15 protein-coding genes are annotated in these 16,791 nt (G+C 68.3%); 12 read left to right on the top strand and 3 right to left on the bottom strand.

The features are described 5' to 3' along the window. Nucleotides 1–53 precede the first annotated feature (53 nt). Complete coding sequence (locus NCO8_RS14315; RefSeq protein WP_067639676.1) at nucleotides 54–1,451, bottom strand: MFS transporter; 1,398 nt, start codon at nucleotides 1,449–1,451, stop codon at nucleotides 54–56. A 159-nt stretch (nucleotides 1,452–1,610) separates the two neighbouring features. On the opposite strand from NCO8_RS14315, the gene NCO8_RS14310 reads away from it, so the two are divergent. Both NCO8_RS14310 and NCO8_RS14305 read left to right on the top strand, forming a co-directional pair. Beyond that, complete coding sequence (locus tag NCO8_RS14310) at nucleotides 1,611–2,738, top strand: NDMA-dependent alcohol dehydrogenase (protein ID WP_067639675.1); 1,128 nt, start codon at nucleotides 1,611–1,613, stop codon at nucleotides 2,736–2,738. Next, nucleotides 2,735–4,156 carry an aldehyde dehydrogenase family protein gene (locus NCO8_RS14305; protein WP_067639674.1) on the top strand — a complete coding sequence of 474 codons (1,422 nt, stop codon included), beginning with the start codon at nucleotides 2,735–2,737 and terminating at the stop codon, nucleotides 4,154–4,156. The genes NCO8_RS14310 and NCO8_RS14305 overlap by 4 nt, the downstream gene beginning before the upstream one ends. Nucleotides 4,157–4,183: 27 nt before the next feature. On the opposite strand, the gene NCO8_RS14300 is transcribed toward NCO8_RS14305, so the two are convergent. After that, nucleotides 4,184–4,852: a TetR/AcrR family transcriptional regulator gene (locus tag NCO8_RS14300; RefSeq protein WP_067639673.1), complete on the bottom strand. Its 669-nt coding sequence runs from the start codon at nucleotides 4,850–4,852 to the stop codon at nucleotides 4,184–4,186. 154 nt (nucleotides 4,853–5,006) lie between these two features. Between NCO8_RS14300 and NCO8_RS14295 the strand changes: the two genes are divergently transcribed. The 10 genes from NCO8_RS14295 to pntB are packed head-to-tail and all read left to right on the top strand — an operon-like array spanning nucleotide 5,007 to nucleotide 15,701. Continuing rightward, a complete protein-coding gene (locus tag NCO8_RS14295; protein ID WP_067639672.1) occupies nucleotides 5,007–6,227 on the top strand; it encodes an acetyl-CoA C-acetyltransferase in 1,221 nt (406 codons plus the stop codon). Further along, a complete protein-coding gene (locus NCO8_RS14290) occupies nucleotides 6,224–6,979 on the top strand; it encodes an SDR family oxidoreductase (protein WP_067639671.1) in 756 nt (251 codons plus the stop codon). The genes NCO8_RS14295 and NCO8_RS14290 overlap by 4 nt, the downstream gene beginning before the upstream one ends. Nucleotides 6,980–7,009: 30 nt before the next feature. After that, nucleotides 7,010–7,768, top strand: a complete 759-nt coding sequence (gene fabG / locus NCO8_RS14285) for a 3-oxoacyl-ACP reductase FabG (protein ID WP_067639670.1) — start codon at nucleotides 7,010–7,012, stop codon at nucleotides 7,766–7,768. Continuing rightward, the gene (locus NCO8_RS14280) at nucleotides 7,765–8,217 is read left to right on the top strand and encodes a MaoC family dehydratase (protein WP_067494251.1); all 453 of its coding nucleotides are present in this window, start codon (nucleotides 7,765–7,767) and stop codon (nucleotides 8,215–8,217) included. Before fabG ends, NCO8_RS14280 begins: the two co-directional genes overlap by 4 nt. Further along, entirely contained in the window at nucleotides 8,217–9,245 is a 1,029-nt protein-coding gene (locus tag NCO8_RS14275; RefSeq protein ID WP_067639669.1) for a phosphotransferase family protein, read from the top strand. Before NCO8_RS14280 ends, NCO8_RS14275 begins: the two co-directional genes overlap by 1 nt. Next, on the top strand, nucleotides 9,245–10,468 hold the full coding sequence (locus tag NCO8_RS14270) for an acyl-CoA dehydrogenase family protein (RefSeq protein ID WP_067639668.1): 1,224 nt from the start codon (nucleotides 9,245–9,247) through the stop codon (nucleotides 10,466–10,468). Before NCO8_RS14275 ends, NCO8_RS14270 begins: the two co-directional genes overlap by 1 nt. Further along, complete coding sequence (locus NCO8_RS14265; RefSeq protein ID WP_067639666.1) at nucleotides 10,465–11,643, top strand: acyl-CoA dehydrogenase family protein; 1,179 nt, start codon at nucleotides 10,465–10,467, stop codon at nucleotides 11,641–11,643. The genes NCO8_RS14270 and NCO8_RS14265 overlap by 4 nt, the downstream gene beginning before the upstream one ends. After that, complete coding sequence (locus NCO8_RS14260) at nucleotides 11,640–12,731, top strand: acyl-CoA dehydrogenase family protein (protein WP_067639664.1); 1,092 nt, start codon at nucleotides 11,640–11,642, stop codon at nucleotides 12,729–12,731. Before NCO8_RS14265 ends, NCO8_RS14260 begins: the two co-directional genes overlap by 4 nt. Continuing rightward, on the top strand, nucleotides 12,728–14,251 hold the full coding sequence (locus tag NCO8_RS14255; protein ID WP_067639662.1) for a Re/Si-specific NAD(P)(+) transhydrogenase subunit alpha: 1,524 nt from the start codon (nucleotides 12,728–12,730) through the stop codon (nucleotides 14,249–14,251). Before NCO8_RS14260 ends, NCO8_RS14255 begins: the two co-directional genes overlap by 4 nt. Before the next feature lie 28 nt (nucleotides 14,252–14,279). Beyond that, entirely contained in the window at nucleotides 14,280–15,701 is a 1,422-nt protein-coding gene (pntB, locus tag NCO8_RS14250) for a Re/Si-specific NAD(P)(+) transhydrogenase subunit beta (RefSeq protein WP_067639660.1), read from the top strand. A gap of 116 nt (nucleotides 15,702–15,817) precedes the next feature. On the opposite strand, the gene NCO8_RS14245 is transcribed toward pntB, so the two are convergent. Continuing rightward, on the bottom strand, nucleotides 15,818–16,780 hold the full coding sequence (locus NCO8_RS14245; RefSeq protein ID WP_067639658.1) for an alpha/beta hydrolase: 963 nt from the start codon (nucleotides 16,778–16,780) through the stop codon (nucleotides 15,818–15,820). Nucleotides 16,781–16,791: the final 11 nt, after the last annotated feature.

Here is a 16,791-nt window from a genome sequence, read left to right as displayed (position 1 = left end):
AACCAGCGGGAAGTAATTTACACAACAGGTGTGATGTAAATTGGAATCCGCTCTCACGCGGCTTTCAGCTCCTCGGCGGTGACACCTTCGAGCGAGCGATTTGTCGTGCGCGGACCGAAGAAGAGAATGACGATCGAGAACGCGACGAAGGCCACCGCCGCGGAGATCATCACGCCCGCACCGCCCCACGCGCCGTACAGCGACGCACCGAGCACGCCCGACAGCGCGCCGCCGATATTGCCGACGCTGATGATGATCCCGCTGCCGAGCCCGCGGGCCTCGGTGGGAATGGTCTCCGGGATGTAGGCGAAGTACGCGGTGATCACGAGTCCGGTGACGACGGCGGCGGCTCCGCCCGCGGTGGTGACCAGCCAGTCTGCGCTCGCCACGCCGAGACCGACCAGCGGCACGGCCGACAGGAGCGACGACACCAGGATGAAGGTCTTGCGTTCGACCCGGTCGATCATCAGCATCGCCAGCAGGGGAGTGGCGAAGTAGACGACGTTCCAGATGAGCTGGATGCGGTAGGCGTCGCCTTCGGTGTAGGCCAAACCGTCGACGAGCACGTACATCGCCCAGTTCTGGTACAGGTACAGCCCGAAGGTGGCGCCGAAATAGCCGATCGAGAGGGCGACGAGTGTGCCGATGATGCGCCTGCTGCCCAGCGCCTTGCGCAACGACACGTGCTGCGCCCCCGCGGCGACGGGTTCGGGCTCGGCGAGCGGGCCGCGCCGCAGTGCGCGGGTCTCGAGGTTCGCGACGATCCGCTCGGCCTTGCCGACCTGGTTCCGCGAGATATGCCAGCGCACGGATTCCGGCATGACGAAGTAGGCGATCGGTGCGATCAGCAGGCCCACGCCGCCGAGGAGGAACAGGTGCCGCCAGGTATCGGGCCCGCCCGCGGGAACCGTGACCAGGGCGAGCAGCGCGACGATCGGCGCGACGACAACGAACGCCGAGGTCACGACGGAGACGAATCGGCCGCGAGTGGCCGCGGGGAACATCTCGACGATGTAGACCAGCAGCGCCGACATCGACGCTTGCACGCCGATACCGGTAATCGTGCGCGAGATGAGAATGGTCTCGAAGTTCGGAGCGAGGCCGGTGGCGATCACGCCGAGTGAGCAGATCGCGGTGCCCCACACCATGACCGCGCGCCGGCCGAACCGGTCGGCCAGGCGTCCGCCGAGCAGGCCGCCGACCACCATGCCCGCGAAGAAGGCGGTGCTCGCCAGGCCGACCTGTCCGACGGTCAGTCCCGCGTGCTCGACGATGGCCGGTGTGACGTAGGCGAACAGGGCGTTGTCGTAGAACCCGAGCCCCAGGTTCACGGTGAGCAGGGTGATCCACACGAGGTGTGGCGCCATCACCGGCAACCGATCGAGGCGAGCGGGGATCTCCGCCGGGTTCATTTCGGAGGCGGGGCCGGCCTCGGTATCGAGCAGGGTCATGAGGGTGCCTTATCGACGAAGCGTATTTACGTGACGGAAGTCACTGTAGGAGCTACGCTGTGTTTTGCACAACAGTTGTGATGTAAATTCTGGCACGGCAACCGACGGGACCGATCGGGCGATAAGCCCTGCTCCCGGCGTCGACGGAAGGCAAGCGACATGAAAACCAAGGGCGCGATTCTCTGGAACGTGAACGAGCCGTGGTCGGTGGAGGAGATCGAGATAGACGACCCTCGGGAGGGGGAGGTCCAGGTGCAGCTCGCCGCCTCCGGACTCTGTCACTCCGACCATCACCTGTTCACCGGCGACAGCCCGCTCGAGTCGTATCCGGCGATCGGTGGTCACGAGGGCGCGGGCGTGATCACCAAGATCGGGCCGGGGGTCAAAGGTCTACAGGAAGGCGACCATGTGGTCCTCTCGTTCATCCCCGCCTGTGGGCAATGCGTGCCGTGCTCGACCGGTCACCAGAACCTGTGCGATCTCGGTGCCGACCTGCTCACCGGCAAGTCGATCAGCGACGGCACCTCCCGGATCCGGGCGCGTGGCAAGGACGTGATCCCGATGTGCCTGCTCGGCACCTTCGCGCCCTACGTCACCGTGCACCAGTACTCGGTGGTCAAGATCGACGACCACATCCCGCTCGAGGTGGCCGCCCTGGTCGGCTGCGGGGTGACCACCGGGTGGGGTTCGGTCACCAACGTCGCCCAGGTGCGCCCCGGGGAGAACGTGGTGGTAGTCGGCATCGGTGGGGTCGGGATCAACTCGGTCCAGGCCGCGGTCGCCGCGGGCGCGAACAACATCATCGCGATCGACCCGGTGGCCTACAAGCGCGAACAAGCCAAGCGGTTCGGGGCGACACATACCTTCGCGTCGATGGAGGAAGCGCTCGAGCCGGTTACAGAGCTGACCTGGGGACGGTTGGCCGACGTGGTCGTCCTCACCATCGGGCGCATCCAGGGCGAACACATCGAACCCGCGATGTGGCTCACCGGGAAGACGGGCCGTTGCGTGGTGGTCGGTATGGGCCACGTCGACGACATGGACGTCAAGCTCAGCCTGGCGTTGCTCGCGGTCATGCAGCACACGCTGCACGGCGCTCTCTTCGGTGGCGCCAACCCACGCAAGGAGATTCCGTCGCTGCTGTCGATGTATCAGGCGGGCAAGCTCGAGCTGGACGCCCTGATCACCAACACCTACCGGCTCGAGGACATCAATCAGGGCTACCAGGACATGCTCGACGGCAAGAACCTGCGTGGCGTCATCAAGTACACGGAGGCCGACCGATGACCGACATCGACTACACCAAGATCTACCTCGACGGCGCCTGGGTCGATTCGGCGGGCACCGGCCGCATCGAGGTGGTCGACCCGACTACCGAGAAGCCCATCGCGGCGGTCGCCGAGGGCACCGCCGAGGATGTGGACCGTGCGGTGCGCGCCGCCCGCGCGGCCTTCCCCGCGTGGTCCGCGCTCAGCGGTGGCGAGCGTGCCGAATACCTGCAGCGGGCCCACGAGGCCGTGCTGGCGCGTTCGGCCGAACTCACCGCGCTCGTCACCAGGGACATGGGTATGCCGGTGGCCTTCGCCGGTCCGGTGCAGATCGAGATGCCCGCGGCCAACCTCGCCGTCTTCGCCGAACTGGCGCGGACGTACAGCTTCGATGCGCACGAGGACGGCAACACCCTGATCGTGCGCGAGCCGATCGGGGTGGTCGGCGCGATCACCCCGTGGAACTATCCGCTGCACCAAGTGGTGCTCAAGATCGGCGCCGCGCTCGCCGCGGGTTGCACCGTGGTCCTCAAGCCGACCGAGGTCGCGCCGCTGATCACCTACGAGCTGGTCGGCGTCTTCGACGCGATCGGTCTGCCCGCGGGCGTGCTCAATCTCGTCAGTGGATACGGGCCCGTTGTCGGCGAGGCGATCGCCGCGCACCCCGATATCGACATGGTGACCTTCACCGGCTCGACCGGGGCGGGCAAGCGGGTCGCGAAGGTGGCCGCGGAGACCGTGAAGAAGGTGGCGCTCGAATTGGGCGGCAAATCCGCCAACGTCATCCTCGACGACGCCGACCTGGAGCAGGCTGTCACCGACGGCGTCGGCAAGTGCTTCCTGAACTCGGGTCAGACCTGCTCGGCGCTGACCAGGATGCTGGTTCCGCAGGACCGGATGGCCGACGCCGCCCAGATCGCGGCGAAGGTGGCCGGCGAATACCAGGTCGGTGACCCGGCCGCCGAGACCACTCTGCTCGGTCCACTGGTGAACGCCAACCAGCTCGCTCGCGTGCGCGGCTACATCGACGGCGGTGTCGCCGAAGGTGCGTCACTGGTGCTCGACGGTCGCGAAACCAGCGAAGCGACAGGCTATTTCGTCGGTGCGACCGTGTTCGCCGATGTCACCGAGGACATGACCATCGCGCGCGAGGAGATCTTCGGACCCGTTCTGTCGATCATGGGTTACCGCGACGAGGAGGACGCGGTGCGGATCGCGAACGACTCCGACTACGGCCTGGCGGGCGGCGTGTGGTCCGGCGACGCCGAGCGGGCGATGCGCGTCGCGCGGCGGATCCGGGCTGGGCAGGTCGAAGTCAACGGCGGCGAATTCGACATCAGCGCACCGTTCGGCGGATACAAGCAGTCCGGTGTCGGCCGGGAGGCCGGCGTCTTCGGTTTCGAGGAATTCCTCGAGATCAAGGCGATCTTCCGGTAGAGGCGGGGTAGCGGGGGATTCCCCTCGCTACCCTTCGCCCCCTGCCCGTGCCGGGGAACTCGTCGGTGCGCTGTCGAGCTGATCGTCCCGGTTCGGGCGGGGTCGAGCGGCGCCGACGATTCGTAGCGCGATCTCGGCATAGGCCGTGGCGATATCCTCCGGTGACCAGGTGCCCGCCTCGCGGTACCAGCGGGCGATATCGATGCCGAGGGAAAGCAGGGCGGTGGCCGCGATTCGCGCGTCAGGGGTGTCGAAGGCGCCCTCCTCGATCCCGCGCTGCACCAATTCGCGCATGGCGTGGTCGATCTGCTGACGGATGGCGCGGATCTCGGTCAGGTGTTCCGGGTACAGCGAGTTCAGCTCGTAATTGACGATCCGGGCGCTGGTATGCGCGCGTGCGTGATGTACCGCGAAATCGTGGATCACGTTGCGCAGTGCGGTGGCTGGATCGCTGGACGACGCGGCCGCCTTCCGGATCAGCTCGAGTGTCTCGTCGTGGCCCGATCGCGAGATCAGATAGAGCAGCTCTTCCTTCGATTTGTGATGCACATAGACCGCGGCCGGGCTCATGCCGGCGGCCCCGGCGATATCGCGTGTCGTCGTCCCGTTGAAGCCCTTCTCGGCAAATGCCTCGAGGGCGGCTTCCAGCAGCCGGGCGCGGGTCGAGTCGCCGCGGGGTTCGGTTGTCTCGGTCATGGGATCGCCATTATCTCGTCTCGTTGGAACCGCACTGGTCACGGCTGATGTGATGTGGTTAACAGGAGCTGAAGTCCTGATTGCTGTTGACGGTGACGGGGACCACCCTGCACTATGCTACTAAGCAAGCGCTTAGTTATCAAAGGAGATCCGAATGCCGGAAGCTGTGATCGTCGCCGCTGCCCGTTCCCCGATCGGTCGCGCGGGCAAGGGCTCGCTCAAGGACATGCGTCCCGACGACCTGACCGTGCAGATGGTGCGTGCCGCGCTGGCTCAGGTGCCCGACCTCGACCCGACCCAGATCGAGGACCTCGTCCTCGGCTGCGGTCAGCCGGCGGGCGAATCGGGCTTCAACATGGCCCGCACGGTGGCTGTGCTGGCCGGGCTCGACACGGTGCCCGGCACGACCGTCAATCGCTACTGTTCGTCGAGCCTGCAGACCACCCGGATGGCGCTGCACGCGATCAAGGCCGGCGAGGGCGACGTCTTCATCTCGGCCGGCGTCGAGACGGTGAGCCGCTTCACCAAGGGCAATGCCGACGGTATGCCCGACACCCAGAACCCGGTCTTCGCCGACGCGGTCGCGCGGACCGCCGAACGGGCCGCCGGTGGGGCACCGTCCTGGGCCGACCCCCGCGTGAACGGTCAGCTGCCCGATGTCTACATCGCCATGGGTCAGACCGCGGAGAACGTCGCCCAGTTCACCGGGATCACCCGGGCCGAGCAGGACGAATTCGGTGTCCGCTCGCAGAATCTGGCCGAGAAGGCCATCGCCAACGGCTTCTGGGCCACCGACATCACTCCGGTGACACTGCCCGACGGCACGGTGGTCAGCGCCGACGACGGCCCGCGTGCCGGTGTCACCCTCGAGGCGGTGAGTCAGCTGAAGCCGGTGTTCCGTCCCGACGGCACCGTCACCGCGGGCAACTGCTGCGCGCTCAACGACGGCGCCGCCGCTCTGGTCGTCATGTCCGACACCAAGGCCAGGGAACTGGGACTGACCCCGCTCGCCCGGGTCGTCAGCACCGGTGTCTCGGGCCTGTCGCCGGAGATCATGGGCCTGGGTCCGATCGAAGCCTCCAAGCAGGCCCTGCGCCGCGCGGGTCTGAGCATCGACGACATCGACCTGGTCGAGATCAACGAGGCCTTCGCCGTGCAGGTGCTCGGCTCCGCCCGCGAACTCGGCATCCCCGAGGACAAGCTGAACGTCAACGGTGGTGCGATCGCGGTCGGTCACCCGTTCGGCATGACCGGCGCCCGCATCACCAGCACGCTGATCAACTCGCTGCGCTTCCACGACAAGCAGTTCGGCTTGGAGACGATGTGCGTCGGCGGCGGCCAGGGTATGGCCATGGTGCTGGAGCGGCTCTCGTGACCGGCCGTTTCGCGGGCAAGACCGCGATCGTCACCGGCGCCAGCCGAGGGATCGGGCTCGGCATCGCGCAGCGCCTGGTCGACGACGGCGCGAAGGTCGTCGTCACCGCCCGCAAGCAGGACGCCCTTGACGCGGCGGTTGCCCAGCTCGGCGGCCCCGAGCACGCGCTCGGCGTGGCGGGCCGCGCCGATGACACCACCCATCAGGAAGACGCCGTCGCCCGCGCGATCGAGACGTTCGGCAGCGTCGATCTGCTGGTGAACAACACCGGCATCAACCCGGTGTACGGTCCGATGATCGAGATGGACCTGCAGGCCGCGCGCAAAATCATCGAGGTCAATTGCCTTGCGGCACTGGCGTGGACCCAGCAGGTGCACAAGGCGTGGATGGCCGAGCACGGCGGCGCGGTGGTGAACGTGTCGTCGGTGGCCGGGATCAAGCCCGCACCCGGCATCGGATTCTATGGGGCCAGCAAAGCCATGCTGACCTACATCACCCAGGAGCTGGCCGTGGAGCTCGGCCCGAAGCTCCGGGTGAACGCGGTCGCGCCCGCCGTGGTGAAGACGAAGTTCGCCACCGCCCTGTACGAGGGCAAGGAGCAGGAGCTCGCCGAGACCTACCCGCTCAAGCGGCTCGGCGTGCCCGAGGACATCGCGGGCGCGGTGGCGTTCCTGCTCTCCGACGACGCGTCCTGGGTCACCGGACAACTACTGGTCCTCGACGGCGGCGTCACGCTGACCGGCGGCGTCTGACAACTACTGGCGAAAACCTCAGGAGAAACAATGAGCACACCGACCAAGACCGCGATCGTCACCGGCGCCGCCCGTGGCATCGGCGCCGGCGTCGCCCGTCGGCTCGCCGCCGACGGCATGGCCGTCGCCGTGATCGACCTCGACGAGGTCGCCTGTAAGCCGGTCGTCGAGCAGATCCAGGCCGCGGGCGGCCGGGCGATCGCCGTCGGCGCCGATGTCGCCGACGAGGCGGCCGTCACCGGCGCCGTCGAGCGGGTCGTCGCCGAGCTGGGTGCCCCGACCGTGCTGGTCAACAACGCGGGTGTCATCCGCGACAACCTGTTGTTCCGGATGACCACCGACGACTGGGATACCGTGATGAACGTGCACCTACGCGGCGCGTTCCTGATGACCCGCGCGGTCCAGAAGTACATGACGGAAGCGAAGTTCGGCCGCATCGTCAACCTGTCGAGCACCTCGGCGCTGGGCAACCGTGGCCAGGCCAACTACGCCGCGGCCAAGGCGGGCGTGCAGGGCTTCACCAAGACCCTCGCGTTCGAGCTCGGCAAGTTCGGCGTCACCGCCAATGCCATCGCCCCCGGTTTCATCGAGACCGAGATGACCGCGGCCACCGCGGCACGCGTCGGCATTCCGTTCGAGGACTTCAAAGCCGGTGCGGCCAAGGAGATTCCGGTCGCGCGGACCGGTGTGCCCGAGGACATCGCGCACGCCGTGTCGTTCTTCGCCAGTGAGGGAGCGGGTTTCGTGTCCGGTCAGGTGCTCTACGTCGCGGGAGGGCCGAAGGCATGAGAATTTTCCAGGGCGTCGCCGAACTCGAGGGCGCTGTCGGAACCCATTTGGGCTACTCCGGGTGGCACACCATCACCCAGGCGCAGATCAACGCGTTCGCCGACGCGACCGGTGACCACCAGTGGATCCACATCGACACCGAGAAGGCCGCCGCGGGTCCGTTCGGCACCACGATCGCGCACGGTTACCTGACCTTGTCGCTGCTGCCGCTGCTGGTCCCGCAGGTGTACCGGGTCGAGGGCGTGCAGATGGCCGTCAACTACGGCGCCAACAAGCTGCGTTTCCCGGCGCCGGTCCCGGTGGACTCGAAGGTGCGCGCCGGCATCGAGCTGGTCTCGGTCGCGGCGGGTGCTGCCGGCCACCTGGTCACATCCCGGGTGACGGTCGAGCGCGAAGGCGGCGACAAGCCGGTCTGCGTGGTCGAATCGCTGACCCTCGTGGTGGCCTGATGGAGACCCGGGCCGACCTTCCCGGCCTGGATCTCGGTCGGCTCTCCACCTGGCTCCGTGGTCAGCTGCCGGTGGCGGGCTCGGCCCTGAGCGGCTCGCTGATCGCGGGCGGCAAGTCGAACCTGACCTACGCGGTCACCGACGGCACCAGCCGGTGGATCGTGCGCCGGCCCCCGCTGGGTCACGTGCTGGCCACCGCTCACGACATGGCCCGCGAATACCGGGTGATGGCAGCCCTGCAGCACACCGACGTCCCGGTGCCGACCATGTACGCACTGTGCCAGGACGACACCGTGCTCGGTGCCCCCTTCTACGTGATGGAGTACGTCGAGGGCACGCCGTACCGGACTGCCGCTGAACTGCGTGAGCTGGGACCCGAACGCACCCGCGCCATTTCGACCGATCTGATCGACACCCTCGCGGTACTGCACGCGGTCGATCCCGCGGCAGTCGGGTTGGCCGATTTCGGTCGTCCCGAGGGTTTCCTGGAACGCCAGGTGCGCCGGTGGAAGAAGCAGCTCGACGCGTCGCACACCCGCGACCTCCCGCTGGCCGAGGAACTGCACGCGCTGCTCGCCGCGGACGTCCCCGCCGAGTCGGCGGTGGGCATCGTGCACGGTGACTACCGGCTCGACAATGTGCTCACCGATCCCACGGACCGGCTCGCGGCGGTCGTCGACTGGGAGATGGCCACCCTCGGTGATCCGCTGACCGACCTGGCGCTGATGGTCGTCTACGGCCGCCTCGCGGCCAGGGCGGGCAGCGCCGTGGTGGCCGACGCGACGGTGGCACCGGGCTTCCTGACCGAGGACGAGATCATCGCCCGCTACACCGCGCGCAGCGAGCGCGACATGTCGCGGTTCGGTTTCTACCTCGGGCTCGCCGCGTTCAAACTGGCCGCGATCCTCGAAGGCATCCACTACCGCTATCTGCACGGCCAGACTGTCGGCGAAGGTTTCGATGCCATCGGTTCGGCCATCGAGCCCCTCCTCGAAACCGGCCTCACCGCACTGAAGGAGTACCGCTGATGGATTTCGCCTACGACGCCCGCACCGAGGAATTGCGTGCCTCGCTGCTCGACTTCATGGACACCCACGTCTACCCGGCCGAACCGGTGTTCCGTGAACAGGTGTCCCAGCTCGACAACCGCTGGGCCTGGGATTCGGTGTCGATCATGACCGAACTGCGGGCCGAGGCCCGCAGGCGCGGCCTGTGGAATCTGTTCCTGCCCGGCGAGGAAGGTGCCGGGCTGACCAACCTGCAGTACGCACCGCTGGCCGAGATCACCGGGCGCAGTGGCCATCTGGCGCCGGCCACGCTCAACTGCGCGGCACCCGACACCGGCAACATGGAGGTGCTGGCCCAATTCGGCACCGAAGAGCAGCGCAAGGAATGGCTCGAGCCGTTGCTGGACGGGCGGATCCGGTCGGCGTTCGCGATGACCGAACCCGATGTGGCCTCCTCCGACGCGACCAACATCTCCACCCGCATCGAGCGCGACGGCGACGACTACGTGCTCAACGGGCGCAAGTGGTGGATCACCGGCGCCATGAACCCCAACTGCCGCATCTTCATCGTGATGGGCAAGACCGATCCGACCGCGAGCAGGCACCAGCAGCAGTCGATGATCCTGGTCCCGCGCGACACCCCTGGCGTGGAGATCATTCGCGGCATGGAGGTCTTCGGCTACGACGACCACGATCACGGTGGCCACGCGGAGATGCGTTTCACCGATGTGCGGGTCCCGGCCACCAATCTGATCGGCGGCGAAGGGTACGGCTTCGCCATCGCGCAGGCCCGCCTCGGGCCCGGCCGTATCCACCACTGCATGCGGGCCATCGGCGTGGCCGAGCGGGCCATCGAGGCGATGTGCGCCCGCGCCGAGGAGCGTGTCGCCTTCGGCAAGCCGCTCAGCGAGCAGGGCGTGATCCGCGACTGGATCGCCGAGTCGCGGGTCAAGCTCGAGCAGTTGCGGCTGCTGGTGCTCAAGACCGCGTGGCTGATGGACACCGTGGGCAACAAGGGCGCCCACACCGAGATCCAGGCGATCAAGATCGCCACCCCGGCCACCGTCCAGTGGATTCTCGACAAAGCCATCCAGGTGCACGGCGCCGCCGGTGTGTCCCAGGACTTCTCGCTGGCCGCCGCCTACGCGGGCAACCGCACCCTGCGTTTCGCCGACGGACCGGACGAGGTCCACAAGAACGCGCTGGCCAAGAACGAGCTGCGCAAGCATCGGGAGGGCCGATGACCATCGACGAACTCCGCACCAGGATCCGGGAATTCCTCGCCGCCAACGATCCCGCGACCACCGAGCGCCTGGAGTTCCTGCGCGCTCGCTACGACGCGGGGCTGGCGTGGGTGTACTTCCCCGAAGGTCACGGTGGTCTCGGTCTGCCGCACGGCTGGCAGCCCGAGGTGGACCAGCTCTTCGAGCAGGCCGGGGCCCCGGACAACAATCCGGCGGCCAACGTGATCGGTCTCGGCATGGCGGGTCCGACCATCCTGGCCTGCGGTACCGAGGAGCAGAAGAAGCGTTTCCTGCGTCCGCTGTGGACGGGCGAGGAGATCTGGTGCCAGCTGTTCAGCGAACCCGGCGCCGGCTCCGACCTGGCCAATGTCAGCACCCGCGCGGTCCGCGACGGTCACGAGTGGGTGGTCAACGGGCAGAAGGTGTGGACCTCGAGCGCGCACCTGGCACAGTTCGCCATCCTGCTCGCCCGCACCGACCCGAACGTCCCCAAACACCGTGGCATGTCGTACTTCCTGATCGACATGACCCAGCCGGGTGTCGAGGTGCGGCCGCTGCGCCAGATCACCGGTGAGGCCGAGTTCAACGAGGTCTTCATCACCGACGCCCGCGTCCCCGACGAACAGCGCCTCGGCGCCGAGGGCGACGGGTGGCGCATCGCCAACACCACCCTCAACACCGAGCGCGTCGCCATCGGCGGCCGGGCGAGTGCCCGCGAATCGGGGCTCATCGGCGTGGTCACCGACACGTGGCGGGCGAACCCGGATCGGCGCACCCCGGAACTGCACGACCGGTTGCTGCGGCTGTGGGTCGACGCCGAGGTCGCCCGGCTCACCGGACTTCGCCTGCGCCAGAAGCTGGCTCAGGGACAGCCAGGTCCGGAGGGCTCGGCGATGAAGCTGTCCTTCGCGCGGATCGCGCAGCAGCTGTCCGGACTCGAGGTCGAACTGCTCGGCGAGGACGGCCTTCGCTATTCCGACTGGACCATGGTCCGTCCGGAGCGTGTCGACATGAACGCCCGCGACGCCGGATACCGCTACCTGCGAGCCAAGGGCAATTCCATCGAGGGCGGCACCTCCGAGATCCTGCGAAACATCGTGTCCGAACGCATTCTCGGCCTGCCCGCCGAGCCGCGTACCGACAAGGACCGTCCCTGGAAAGAAGTCGCGCGATGACCGACGTTGATCTGCTCTACACCGAAGTCGAGGACGACCTGCGCGCCGTGGTGCGCTCGGTGCTGACCGCGCATTGCGAACCCGGCGCGGTCACCGCCCTCTACGACGGCGACCGTGCGCTGGTCGCGGGCCTGTGGAAGAACATCGCCGTCGACCTCGGCCTGGCCGGGCTGCTCGTTCCCGAAGCGGACGGGGGCGCGGGTGCCTCGGCTCGTGAGGCGGCGGTGGTGCTCGAGGAGCTCGGGCGTTTCGTCGCCCCGGTGCCCTTCCTGACCAGTGCCGTGGTCGCGACGGCCGCACTGCTCGGCTCCGGTTCGGCACTGCTCGGTCAGCTCGCGGCGGGGGAGCGCACGGCCGCACTGGCCGTGCCGCTGACGACTGCCGCTCACGGCGCGCTGCCCACCGTGTCGGCCGACGACGGACGGCTGACAGGCACTGTCACCAGTGTCGCCGGTGCGCTCGAGGCCGACGTGCTGCTTGTCCCGGCCACCGGGCCCGAAGGTATCGCGCTGTACGCGGTTTCGACCGCCGACGCGCGACTCACCGCGGTCGTCTCCCTCGACATGACCCGCCAGCTCGCCGACCTCGAGTTCGACGGCGCCGCAGGCGAACTCGTGGTCGCCGACGGCGAGGCGGCGGTGCGCCGGGCGCTCGCCGCGGGCACCGCCCTGCTCGCCTCCGAGCAGTACGGCGTGGCGCGGTGGTGCCTCGACGAGACCGTGGCGTACCTGCGGGAACGTCGCCAGTTCGGCCGCGTGGTCGGCGGATTCCAGGCGATCAAACACCGGCTGGCCGACCTCTACACCGCGGTCGAATCCGGCAACGCCGCTGCCCGCTATGCGGCCGCCACGCTCGCCACCGACGACACCGACGCGCCCGTCGCGGCCTCGGTGGCCCAGGCGTTCTGCAGCGACCTCGCGGTCCACGCCGGTGAGGAGGCGGTGCAGCTGCACGGCGGCATGGGCATGACCTGGGAGCATCCGGCCCATCTGTACCTCAAGCGCGCCAAGGCCGACCAGCTCGCCTTCGGTACCGCCGGGGCACACCGGGTGCGGCTGGCCGAGCTGGTCGAGGTGCCCCGACCATGATCATCGGTGTCCTGCGCGAAGCACGCCCACGCGAGACCCGGGTGGCCGCCACTCCGGCGACGGTCACCCGGCTCGTCCGGCTCGGCTACGAGGTGGTGGTCGACCCGGGCGCGGGCACCCTCGCGTCGTTCTCCGACGACGCCTACGTCGAGGCGGGTGCCACGATCGGCGACGCTCGCGCCGCCGACATCGTGCTCGGCGTCAATGCCCCCGCCACCTACCAGCTCGCCGACCTGAACCCCGGCACCACCGTCATCAGTCTGCTCGGGGTGCTGAACGACCCCGACGTGGTCACCGAGCTCGGCAAGCGGCCGCTCACCGCCTTGGCGATGGATGCCGTGCCGCGGATCTCGCGGGCCCAGTCGCTGGACGTGCTGTCGTCGATGGCGAATATCGCGGGCTATCGCGCGGTCGTGGAGGCCGCCCACGCGTTCGGCCGGTTCTTCACCGGCCAGGTCACCGCCGCGGGCAAGGTGCCACCCGCCAAGGTGCTGGTCGTCGGTGCCGGGGTGGCCGGGTTGGCCGCCATCGGTGCCGCGGGCAGTCTCGGTGCGGTCGTGCGGGCAACCGACCCGCGCCCGGAAGTCGCCGACCAGGTGAAATCCCTTGGCGGCGAATACCTTTCGATTGACTCCGCCGAGGCGGAGGTGTCGGCCACCGGGTACGCCAAGGAGATGGGCGACGACTACCGGGCGCGCGAGGCTCAGCTGTACGCCGAGCAGTGCGCCGACGTCGACATCATCATCACCACCGCGCTGATCCCCGGGCGCCCGGCGCCGCGCATCATCACCGCCGAGATGGTGGCCTCGATGAAGCCCGGCAGTGTCATCGTCGACATGGCCGCGCAGAACGGTGGCAATGTCGAGGGCACCGTCACCGACCGGGCGATCGTCACCGACAACGGCGTCACCATCATCGGTTACACCGACCTCGCCGGTCGCCTGCCCACGCAGGCCTCCCAGCTCTACGGCACGAACGTGGCGAACCTGATCGAGCTGATGACCCCGGGCAAGGACGGCAGGCTGGTCCTGGACTTCGACGATGTCGTCCAGCGATCCATCACCGTCGTGCGCGGCGGCGAAATCACCTGGCCGCCGCCCCCGGTCGCCGTCTCGGCGAAACCGGCGGCCGAACCCGTCGAACCGCCGGAACCGGCCGCGGCGAAGGAGCCCCTGTCCGCCGCGCGCCGCATCGGGCTGGTACTGATCGCCGCGGCCGCGGTGTTCGGGCTGATCGCGATCTCACCACCCGCGCTCCAGGGCCATCTGACGGTCTTCGCGCTCGCGATCGTGATCGGCTACTACGTGATCGGCCATGTCCATCACGCGCTGCACACCCCGTTGATGTCGGTGACCAACGCGATCTCCGGGATCATCGTGGTCGGCGCGCTGCTGCAGATCGGGCACGGCGATGCGTGGATCACCGGCCTGTCGTGCGCGGCGATCCTGCTGGCGAGCATCAACATCTTCGGTGGCTTCGCGGTGACCCGCCGCATGCTCGCCATGTTCTCCCGCAGCTGAGCTGCGCCCGACCCCGGAGCGAATTCTCATGATTTCCGTTGAAACCGTGGCCGATTCGGCCTACCTCGTCGCGGCGCTGTTGTTCATCCTCGCGCTGGGCAGCCTGGCCAGGCACGACACCGCGAAGATGGGCAACACCTTCGGCATCGTCGGAATGGCGGTGGCCCTCGGCGCCACCGTCGTCCTCGCGATCAGCCGCGACATCGAGCCCTCAGGCCTGCTGTTGCTGGTGGGCGCCACCGCGATCGGCGCGGCGATCGGCCTGTGGCGGGCCCGGGTCGTCGAGATGACCGGGATGCCCGAGCTGATCGCGCTGCTGCATTCGTTCGTCGGTGTGGCGGCGGTGCTGGTCGGCTGGAACGGTTACCTGCATGTCGAACGACATCCCGGCGGCGCCGAGGCCGCGCTGCTGCGCGCCGACGGACTACTGGGAATCCACGGTGCCGAGGTCGCGATCGGGGTGTTCATCGGCGCGGTGACGTTCACCGGCTCGATCGTGGCCTACCTGAAGCTGTCGGCGCGCATCGCGTCGGCACCGATGATGTTGCCGGGCAAGAACATTCTCAATGTCGGCGCACTTGTGCTGTTCGCCGCGCTGACCGTGTGGTTCGTCCTCGACCCCCGGTTGTGGACGCTGGTGGCGATCACGGTCGTGGCACTGCTGCTCGGCTGGCACCTGGTGGCCTCCATCGGCGGCGGCGACATGCCGGTCGTGGTGTCGATGCTCAACAGCTACTCCGGCTGGGCGGCGGCCGCGTCGGGCTTCCTGCTCGGCAACGATCTGCTGATCATCACCGGTGCGCTGGTCGGTTCCTCGGGTGCCTATCTGTCCTATGTCATGTGCAAGGCCATGAACCGCTCGTTCGTGTCGGTGATCGCGGGCGGCTTCGGCATCACCGCGGGCCCGGCCGGTGACACCGACCTGGGTGAGCACCGCGAGATCAGCGCCGATGCGGTCGCCGAACTGCTCGCCGGGGCGTCGTCGGTGATCATCACGCCCGGCTACGGCATGGCCGTGGCCCAGGCCCAGCACGGCGTCGCCGAACTCACCCGCAAGCTGCGCGAGCGGGGAGTCACCGTGCGGTTCGGTGTGCACCCCGTCGCGGGCAGGCTGCCCGGCCACATGAACGTGCTGTTGGCCGAGGCGAAGGTGCCCTACGACATCGTCCTGGAAATGGACGAGATCAACGACGATTTCACCGGGACCGACGTGGTCCTGGTGATCGGCGCCAACGACACCGTCAACCCCGCCGCCGCCGAGGACCCGGCCAGCCCCATCGCGGGCATGCCCGTCCTCACGGTGTGGGAGGCCGACAACGTCGTCGTCTTCAAACGTTCCATGGCCTCGGGCTACGCCGGCGTCCAGAATCCCCTGTTCTTCCGCGAGAACTCCGCGATGCTGTTCGGTGACGCGAAGGACCGAGTCGACGACATCGTGAAAGCGCTGTGACTCGAAGCCTCGGTACGGCGGCGCATCTCCAGCGCCACCGGACCGACAGGCTCATCATGATCAACTGACCATGTCACATGACCGGCGACGGATCCGGTCAACCGTCGAGATCCGAGTTACGGGGACGCGAGATCGCGCAGGTACCCGCAGACCTCGTCGATCGCCTGCTCGGTCTGCGGGAACACCCCGACCTCGGTGAAGAAGCCGTGGAAGACCCCGGTGTATCTGGTCGACGACACCGGCACGCCCTCGTCCCGCAAGCGTCGTGCGTACGCCTCGGCGTCATCGCGGATCGGGTCGACCTCGGCCGTGATGACCAGCGCGGGCGGCAGGTCCCGCAACGATTCCGCCCGCATCGGCGCCGCCAGGGGATCGCCGCCGGGATGTCCGGCCCCGACGTACTGCTCCCAGAACCAGCGTCCTTCCGCGGCGCCGAGCAGCGGTGCGTCGGCGAACTCCGACCACGACGGCCTGGTGAACGTGTCGTCGACGGCGGGGTAGGCGAGCACCTGCGCGACGGGCAGGTCGCTGCCGTTCTCGCGGCGGTGAAGGCACAGGGCGACAGCGAGATTCCCCCCGGCGGAATCGCCGCCGATCGCCATCCGATCCGGGTCGATGCCCAGGTCGGCGGCCGATCGGCGCAGCCAGGCGTAGGCGTCGACACAGTCGTGCAGCGCCGCCGGGTAGGGGTTCTCCGGCGCCAGGCGGTACTCGAGTGACACAACTGTCCACCCCGATTTGTCCGCGATGGCCCGGCACAGCTCGTCGGCGCCGTCGAGGGTGCCGAGGACGAAACCGCCGCCGTGCAGGTAGACCAGGGTGGGTGCGGCAGTCGTGGTCGTCGCGTTCGCGCGGTAGAGGCGCGCCGCGATGGTGCCGGTTCGGGTCGGCACGGTCAGTTGTGCCACATGGTCGAGCGGGGTGATCGGCTCGGCCGACGGTGCCGAGTTCACCAGCGCGCGAGCTTGCTCCGGACCCAGTTCGTGGAGGGGTTTCGCCAAGATCCGGCTGATCATGGTCGCTACGGCCGTCGCCTGGTCATCGAGCAGTTTCCAGCTCGCGGGAGTGTCGTCGTTCATGGGAAATCCTC

The sequence above is a fragment of the Nocardia coubleae NBRC 108252 genome, assembly GCF_001612805.1.
In the GTDB taxonomy this organism is placed as follows: domain Bacteria; phylum Actinomycetota; class Actinomycetes; order Mycobacteriales; family Mycobacteriaceae; genus Nocardia; species Nocardia coubleae.
The sequence above is the reverse complement of the archived record's forward strand: the minus strand, read 5'-3'. Positions and strand labels throughout refer to the sequence as shown.

Coding starts and splice junctions, on each gene's coding strand:
- NCO8_RS14315 (WP_067639676.1), bottom strand. CDS start 1,451: ATGACCCTGCTCGATACCGAGGCCGGCCCCGCCTCCGAAATGAACCCG.
- NCO8_RS14310 (WP_067639675.1), top strand. CDS start 1,611: ATGAAAACCAAGGGCGCGATTCTCTGGAACGTGAACGAGCCGTGGTCG.
- NCO8_RS14305 (WP_067639674.1), top strand. CDS start 2,735: ATGACCGACATCGACTACACCAAGATCTACCTCGACGGCGCCTGGGTC.
- NCO8_RS14300 (WP_067639673.1), bottom strand. CDS start 4,852: ATGACCGAGACAACCGAACCCCGCGGCGACTCGACCCGCGCCCGGCTG.
- NCO8_RS14295 (WP_067639672.1), top strand. CDS start 5,007: ATGCCGGAAGCTGTGATCGTCGCCGCTGCCCGTTCCCCGATCGGTCGC.
- fabG (WP_067639670.1), top strand. CDS start 7,010: ATGAGCACACCGACCAAGACCGCGATCGTCACCGGCGCCGCCCGTGGC.
- NCO8_RS14280 (WP_067494251.1), top strand. CDS start 7,765: ATGAGAATTTTCCAGGGCGTCGCCGAACTCGAGGGCGCTGTCGGAACC.
- NCO8_RS14275 (WP_067639669.1), top strand. CDS start 8,217: ATGGAGACCCGGGCCGACCTTCCCGGCCTGGATCTCGGTCGGCTCTCC.
- NCO8_RS14270 (WP_067639668.1), top strand. CDS start 9,245: ATGGATTTCGCCTACGACGCCCGCACCGAGGAATTGCGTGCCTCGCTG.
- NCO8_RS14265 (WP_067639666.1), top strand. CDS start 10,465: ATGACCATCGACGAACTCCGCACCAGGATCCGGGAATTCCTCGCCGCC.
- NCO8_RS14260 (WP_067639664.1), top strand. CDS start 11,640: ATGACCGACGTTGATCTGCTCTACACCGAAGTCGAGGACGACCTGCGC.
- NCO8_RS14255 (WP_067639662.1), top strand. CDS start 12,728: ATGATCATCGGTGTCCTGCGCGAAGCACGCCCACGCGAGACCCGGGTG.
- pntB (WP_067639660.1), top strand. CDS start 14,280: ATGATTTCCGTTGAAACCGTGGCCGATTCGGCCTACCTCGTCGCGGCG.
- NCO8_RS14245 (WP_067639658.1), bottom strand. CDS start 16,780: ATGAACGACGACACTCCCGCGAGCTGGAAACTGCTCGATGACCAGGCG.